Source organism: Devosia psychrophila (genome assembly GCF_000971275.1).
GTDB classification, from domain to species: Bacteria; Pseudomonadota; Alphaproteobacteria; order Rhizobiales; family Devosiaceae; genus Devosia; species Devosia psychrophila.
Map to the genome: position 1 here is coordinate 1 of NZ_LAPV01000158.1, position 6,169 is coordinate 6,169.

General features: G+C 56.8%; 7 protein-coding genes and 1 pseudogene. 5 read left to right on the plus strand and 3 right to left on the minus strand.

The window, feature by feature from the left end; genetic code table 11:
• The coding region (locus WH91_RS17805) for an RES family NAD+ phosphorylase (protein ID WP_248305827.1) at window positions 1-402 on the plus strand (402 nt) is incomplete at its 5' end.
• A 218-nt stretch (window positions 403-620) separates the two neighbouring features.
• Here WH91_RS17805 and WH91_RS17810 read toward each other — a convergent pair.
• On the minus strand, window positions 621-1,178 hold the full coding sequence (locus WH91_RS17810) for a TetR/AcrR family transcriptional regulator (protein ID WP_046172364.1): 558 nt from the start codon (window positions 1,176-1,178) through the stop codon (window positions 621-623).
• Window positions 1,179-1,257: 79 nt separating this feature from the next.
• Here WH91_RS17810 and WH91_RS17815 point away from each other — a divergent pair, with 79 nt between their 5' ends.
• Entirely contained in the window at window positions 1,258-2,397 is a 1,140-nt protein-coding gene (locus WH91_RS17815) for an FAD-dependent monooxygenase (protein WP_046172365.1), read from the plus strand.
• A gap of 76 nt (window positions 2,398-2,473) precedes the next feature.
• Window positions 2,474-3,439, plus strand: coding sequence for an IS481 family transposase (locus WH91_RS17820; protein WP_046172366.1), 966 nt, complete (start codon window positions 2,474-2,476; stop codon window positions 3,437-3,439).
• Between the two features lie 147 nt (window positions 3,440-3,586).
• On the opposite strand, the gene WH91_RS17825 is transcribed toward WH91_RS17820, so the two are convergent.
• Entirely contained in the window at window positions 3,587-4,234 is a 648-nt protein-coding gene (locus WH91_RS17825) for a TetR/AcrR family transcriptional regulator (RefSeq protein WP_248305828.1), read from the minus strand.
• A 91-nt stretch (window positions 4,235-4,325) separates the two neighbouring features.
• On the opposite strand from WH91_RS17825, the gene WH91_RS17830 reads away from it, so the two are divergent.
• Window positions 4,326-5,156 carry an alpha/beta fold hydrolase gene (locus WH91_RS17830; RefSeq protein ID WP_046172368.1) on the plus strand — a complete coding sequence of 277 codons (831 nt, stop codon included), beginning with the start codon at window positions 4,326-4,328 and terminating at the stop codon, window positions 5,154-5,156.
• The gene (locus WH91_RS17835) at window positions 5,149-5,364 is read left to right on the plus strand and encodes a DUF6958 family protein (RefSeq protein WP_046172369.1); all 216 of its coding nucleotides are present in this window, start codon (window positions 5,149-5,151) and stop codon (window positions 5,362-5,364) included. Before WH91_RS17830 ends, WH91_RS17835 begins: the two co-directional genes overlap by 8 nt.
• 323 nt (window positions 5,365-5,687) lie before the next feature.
• On the opposite strand, the pseudogene WH91_RS17840 reads toward WH91_RS17835, so the two are convergent.
• Window positions 5,688-6,169: pseudogene (locus tag WH91_RS17840) on the minus strand (protein-L-isoaspartate O-methyltransferase family protein); the annotation flags it as partial.

Consider the following 6,169-nt stretch of genomic DNA (forward strand, 5'->3'; position numbering starts at 1 on the left):
CTCTATCTGGGCCTCAGCATCATGACTGCGATCAAGGAAATCAGCCAGGGACTGCCCCATCGGCTCGATCCGACGGGTCTCTGTTCCTATGATGTTGACTGCGACGATGTCTTCGACCTGACAACGGAGCAGGGGAGGGGGGCCGCAGCAGTTTCTGCGACAGATATGGGCTGCGACTGGGCGTGGGCCCTTTCGACCGGAGTTCGACCCGCGTCCTGGGCCATATACGATCGCTTGGTCTCACGAGGTGTCGCCGGCATTGTCGAGCCCAGCTACGCAATAGGGGCCGATGTCGACGATCGCAATCTGGTCTTGTGGGATTGGGGTCCAGCCCATCCCCATCAGGTCGAAGTTTTCGATCCAAGCAGCCGGCTGCCACACGATCAGCTGTCTTGGGGCTAGAATAGTCAGCTTTTATGGGCCAGAGAGCCTCTCATTATGCCACTAAGGGCAGGAACGGGGTGGAATGCGGAAAGTCCGCTTACGGGCCGGCACCCTGAAAAGCAGACATATTTTAGGCGCTCGGAGCGGCCGTCGACCAGATGACCATGATAATTCCGCTTAGCGCATAGCCATCTCTACCCGATGACAAGACATTACTTTAAAACTGAACCACACTTTTACGTTGCGGGTGCAAAAAGGTATCGCTGCAAAGTCTCGGCAATCGCGGCCACAGTGTCAGGTGGATCGAGGTAGTCATCGCCTAGGTTCAAAATGTAACGACAATAGGCGAGACCCAAAATTTGGGTCGCGACAAGGCTGGCTCTGTGTTGTGCTCCGGCTTCTCCTGTCAGCTTAGTGACAAGCGGCACGATCTGACCATTTAGAATCTTCATGATTTTGTCAGCTGCAGTGGCATTGGTCGCCGCAGTTCGGACCAGCACTCTCAGCAGATCATCTGCGTAGTTTCCTTCCCACCGAGTATAAAAATGGCGAACGAGCCGCTCTCCGATCTCTCCTTTGTTTACGTCGCTGAGATCGGGGAATTCCAGATCGATGGCTACGGCCTGTGCAAAAAGCTCTTCTTTGCTGCCAAAGTACCTGTTGATCAACGCCACATTGACCCCGGCCTCAGCCGCGATGTCGCGCACAGTGGTCCGCTCATATCCATTGGCAGCAAATTGACCCTTGGCTGCCATCAGTAGGCGTGACTGGGTGGCCTCAGAATTTCTAATCATAGACCTTCTCATGTGTAAACACGCATTGACATAACGGATACAAGAAATGTAAGCAAACGTTTACATTAGGAGTATGGCCATGAACGCGAACCCCGATGTTTTAATCGTAGGCGCAGGTCCGGCAGGATTAGCAACTGCTATCGGTCTGGCTCAGGCCGGCGTTGACTTCCGAATCGTCGATGCCTTGCCCAGCGCACAGAATACCTCTCGGGCTGCGGTTATTCATGCTGCAACACTTGAGACGTTGCAGAGGCTCGGTGTTGCCGACACTTTGATAGATCAAGGTATAAAGGCGCCGGATTTCAGAGTGCGCGATCGAGACCGCATTCTGCTGGGGGCCTCGTTCTCGGTTCTCGACAGTTCAACCCCGTTTGCCCTCATGATCCCACAGGACGAAACGGAGGAAGTCTTGACCAGACATTTGGAAAAACTTGGGCACAGCGTACTTCGACCAGCCCGGCTGGTGAAAATACAGAAAGGTGAGAATGGCGTCAGTGTGTTGTTGGACGGTCCATCGGGCACGCAAACCATGACAGCCCGGTTTATAGTCGGCGCCGATGGCGAAAAAAGTTTCGTCCGCTCCAATGCAGGAATTGCTTTTCCTGGAGCCACCTATGGATCGTTCATGCTCGCAGATGTCCACATGAGCTGGCCCATCGACCTCCGCGAGGTTAGCCTGTTTTTTGCCCAAGAGGGGACACTGGTCGTCGCGCCGATGTCGAATTCTCGCTTTCGGGTGGTTGCACAGCTCGCCGATGCGCCGGCGCAGCCGACGATTGCAGACGTGCAGCGCGTTATAGATCTGCGAGGACCAAGTAATGGGGTGACGGTGCGCGACATTATATGGGGCTCTCGCTTCCAAGTTCATCATAAGCTGGCTGCTCGGTTCCGGGATGGGCCATATCTTCTTGTCGGCGATGCCGCTCACGTCCATAGCCCCGCAGGAGGTCAAGGCATGAATCTTGGTATTCGGGACGCTGAAACGCTGGCGATAGCCTTGGCGAGCTATCTGCGTACTCCTGGGACGCAACTCGATGACTATGCACGCGATCGACGTGCTTCGGCCCAGCAAGTGCTGAACAGAACCGACCGACTGACCAAGGTGGCGACCTTGAAATCGCCTATTCTAAGATGGATACGCGACCAGGTTCTTGCCGCGGCGGGACAGTCGCCAACGATACGCGAGCGCATTGCTAAAATGCTCGCTGGTTTTTCGTAGCTCAGCGATCGTCTTCTAGGTGTTTGATCCCGGGCTTTGATGGTGCGATGTTTTCCATGGAATGGAAGGAAGCACTATGGGCCAGGTTCTACACGGCAGCGCCACAACGACAGAGGCAGTCCGTCGAGCGATACAACATAGTCAAGAGAGCTTGAGGTCGCTTTCCAAGCGCTACGGGATTAACCAGAAGACGGTGGCGAAGTGGAAACATCGGACGTCGGTGGCCGATCTTCCCACCGGCCCCAGGGATCCGAGGTCGACGGTGCTGTCGATCGAGGAGGAGGCGATCATCGTCGCGTTTCGCAAGCACACGCTGCTGCCGCTGGACGATTGCCTCTACACCTTGCAGCCGACGATCCCGCATCTGACGCGGTCGTCATTGCACCGCTGCCTGCAGCGCCATGGCATTTCCAGGCTTCCCGATGTGGCGGGCGACAAGCCCGACAAGAAGAAGTTCAAGACCTACCCGATCGGCTATATCCACATCGACATCGCCGAGGTCCAGACCGCCGAAGGCAAGCTCTATCTCTATGTCGCCATTGATCGCACGAGCAAATTTACCGTCGTTCAACTCGTCAGGAAAACAGGAAGAACCTCGGCGTCGGCCTTCCTGGTCCAGGTGATCCAGGCCATCCCCTACAAAATCCATACCGTTCTGACCGACAACGGCATCCAGTTCACCTTCCCGCCCCGCTACGCCAATGGTTACACGGCCCGCTATGTCACGCACATGTTCGACATGCGCTGTCACGAGAACGGCATCGAGCATCGTCTCACCAAGATCAAGCATCCGTGGACCAACGGGCAGGTAGAGCGCATGAACCGCACCATCAAGGAAGCCACCGTCAAGCGCTACCATTACGACAGCCACCAACAGCTCGAAGCGCACCTGACCGACTTCATCGCCGCCTACAACTACGGACGCCGGCTCAAGACCCTGAAGGGCCTCACGCCCTACGAATACATCTGCAAAATCTGGACAGCAGAGCCCGAAAGGTTCAGTCTTGATCCAATCCACCAAATGCCGGGACTAAACACCTAGATGGCTGGCAGGTATTGCCTCCGCTATTCCCGGAGAAATTCGTACGTTTTCTGATGGCTGCAATTGTCGCAAGCGTATCGGCGACTTTGGGTGGCAAGCAGAATATCCGTTGTTCTTTGAATAATACAGAAAGCGGACTTAGCTATGTCAGGGGGCCTTGGAGCCGTAGGCTGCGAGAAAAACGCGGACCGCCTCTTTGGCGAAACGGCGCATCTCTGCGTCGCTCGGCAGGCCGTCATCTCCCAGGAGCATGGCGCGGTTGACCGGTTCGGCCATGAACAGCCAGTTGAAGTGGATCGCGGCCAGTGTGGCATCTGGGCATGTTAACAGGCCCTGTGCTTCAAGCCGTTTGAACACATCTGCCAATACGCTGATCGCGCGTTGAGGGCCCCGCTCGTGCAAGATGCGTGCAAGGTCGGGGAACCGTGCAAGCTCACCGATCACCAATCGCCGCAGTTGCATCAGCGCTGGGGTCAGCGCGACGGAAAGCTGCCGATGGGCATAAGCGAAGAGGTAGCGTTCCAACGTTTCCATGCTGTCGGGTTCCATTGGTGCGGTATGGACCCGCAAATCTGCTTCGCCCATCATGGCCGTCACGACCTCAATGAAGAGCGCCTCTTTGCTCCTAAAATTCTTGTAGACAGTCTGCTTTGAGACGCCGGATGCCACGGCGATTTCGTCCATGTTGGCGCCGAGAAATCCCGACTTCATGAAAGTCTCGGTCGCTGCAGCCAGCACGTTTAACCGCTTGCGTCCCGAACTCGTGCTCGCCTCATCTTTTGCAACAACAGCCATCACGACTCCTTCCGACTTGACAATCATACTGGACCGTCTAGTTTCGTGCAAGATTAGAACTGGATCGTTCAGCCCATTTATGGAGTACGTCATGCCTGCTCATCAGACCAAGACCCTCCCAGTTGCGGGAGCGACCCTGCACTACGAAATCTGGGGTAGTGGCCCCCTGATCGTTATCATTCCCGGCGGCCCGCAGGATGCTGGCGTCTTTGCCGGCCTGGCCGATCAACTAAGCGATCGCTACACGGTACTGTCCTTCGATCCTCGCGGTAATTCACGCACTATGACCGACACTCAACCGGGCGATCTCGATGTAGATGTCATCGCGGATGATGTTGCAGCACTCATTGCTGCAAATGGCGGGGGCCCTGCTTTTATCTTCGGTACCAGCGGCGGCGCGCAGATCGGCCTCAACCTTGCCGCACGCTACCCCACCAAAGTCTCGGTGCTGATCGCACATGAGCCACCAAGCATGATGCTGCTGGCCGATCCCGAACCGGCCCTGGCCGGTGACCGAGCGCTCCATGAAACCTATAGGCGAGATGGCGTCGAGGCGGCTATGGGCCAGTTCTTGGCCGAAAATGGCCTCGACGGCACACCCGATTGCGACATGCCGCCCAAGGTAGCCGAAACCTTCGGCCGCATCGGTGGCAATTTCGAATATTGGTTTGCCCATGGCATGCTGCCACTTTCCACTTACCGTCCAGATGTCGAAGCTTTGCGCAATGGCGCGCCTCGCATCGTCGTCGCCATCGGCACCGGATCTGTCGGCCAGCCTATCGAAGCCATGAGCCAGGCGGTGGCCGATCAGCTCGGCATTAAATCGACGGCGTTCCCTGGCGATCATATGGGCTTTGAAAGCGACGTGGATGGCTTTGCCGCAGCCATGACTTACGCCTTCTTGGAAGACCGTCATGATTAAGGACACAATCGAAAAGTACGTGATGAAAAATGGCGTTTCGCCCGATCACAAGGTCAAGGTTGATGCTCAAAAGTTCTTCGCCATGAAGGAGGCAGTGCTGGCCTCCCTGCCCGACGAAGCGCCCGGCATTACGCCGGCCAAACTGCGCAAGTGTATCGTGCCGATCCTGTCCCAGGAACATTTTCCCGGCAGCGAAAAGGCTGGCTAGTGGATGAAGGGGGTACAACTCGACCTTTAATTTAAGGGTCTCATCACTTGCGGCAGTACCAGCCGGTGAAGATTTTTCGCACCAAGGAGAAATGAGATCGACTGTGCCATTTCAAAATTTGCACGCAAGCGATCCATCACCGTCCAGCCGACTACCACTGACAAAGGTCAGCTTTCGGCGAGCTGCGACACTTGTTGAATGGCGGATATGGGGTGGTGAGTTCAACCGGTCGACAGCGGACTGGCAAGTACGGGTGGAAGGAGATCGCCCGGTCGTGAGCGGGCAGGGGGCGCGGACCCCATCCTGCCCCTGCATTATAGAGATTACGCCGCCACTATCTCCTCCGAAGAGAACCAGACCTCGGAATATATCGCCAGGGCCGATGCATCGGGCGCGCGGTCGGCCTTCCGCCACAATGAGCGGATTGACCGGGCTTCTTTGCGATCGGGCACTTTCTCGCAGCTATCGAGGCTGGAGGCGCCGATGCAGGGAATGAAGTACGCAGCACCACAGGGCCGCAAGGTAATTCCCTGTTCGGTGCGGGTCGCCAGTACGGCCATGGCGATCTCCTCGCTTGGCCGCCATGGGAAGATCATGCGACCGCCAGGCTTCAGGGCGACAAGCCATCCGGCCGGTGGCGCGACGACGCCGGCATTGACGTAGATGATATCGGACGGTGGGATGGCCTCCACCGTCGCGTCACCGCCAATCACCGTCACGCCTTCAAACGGTACGAGGTAGTTCATAGCCGCCGCGGCCAGGCGGGTTTCTATCTCGTAGCCGATCAGAGTGCCGACCGGCGTGG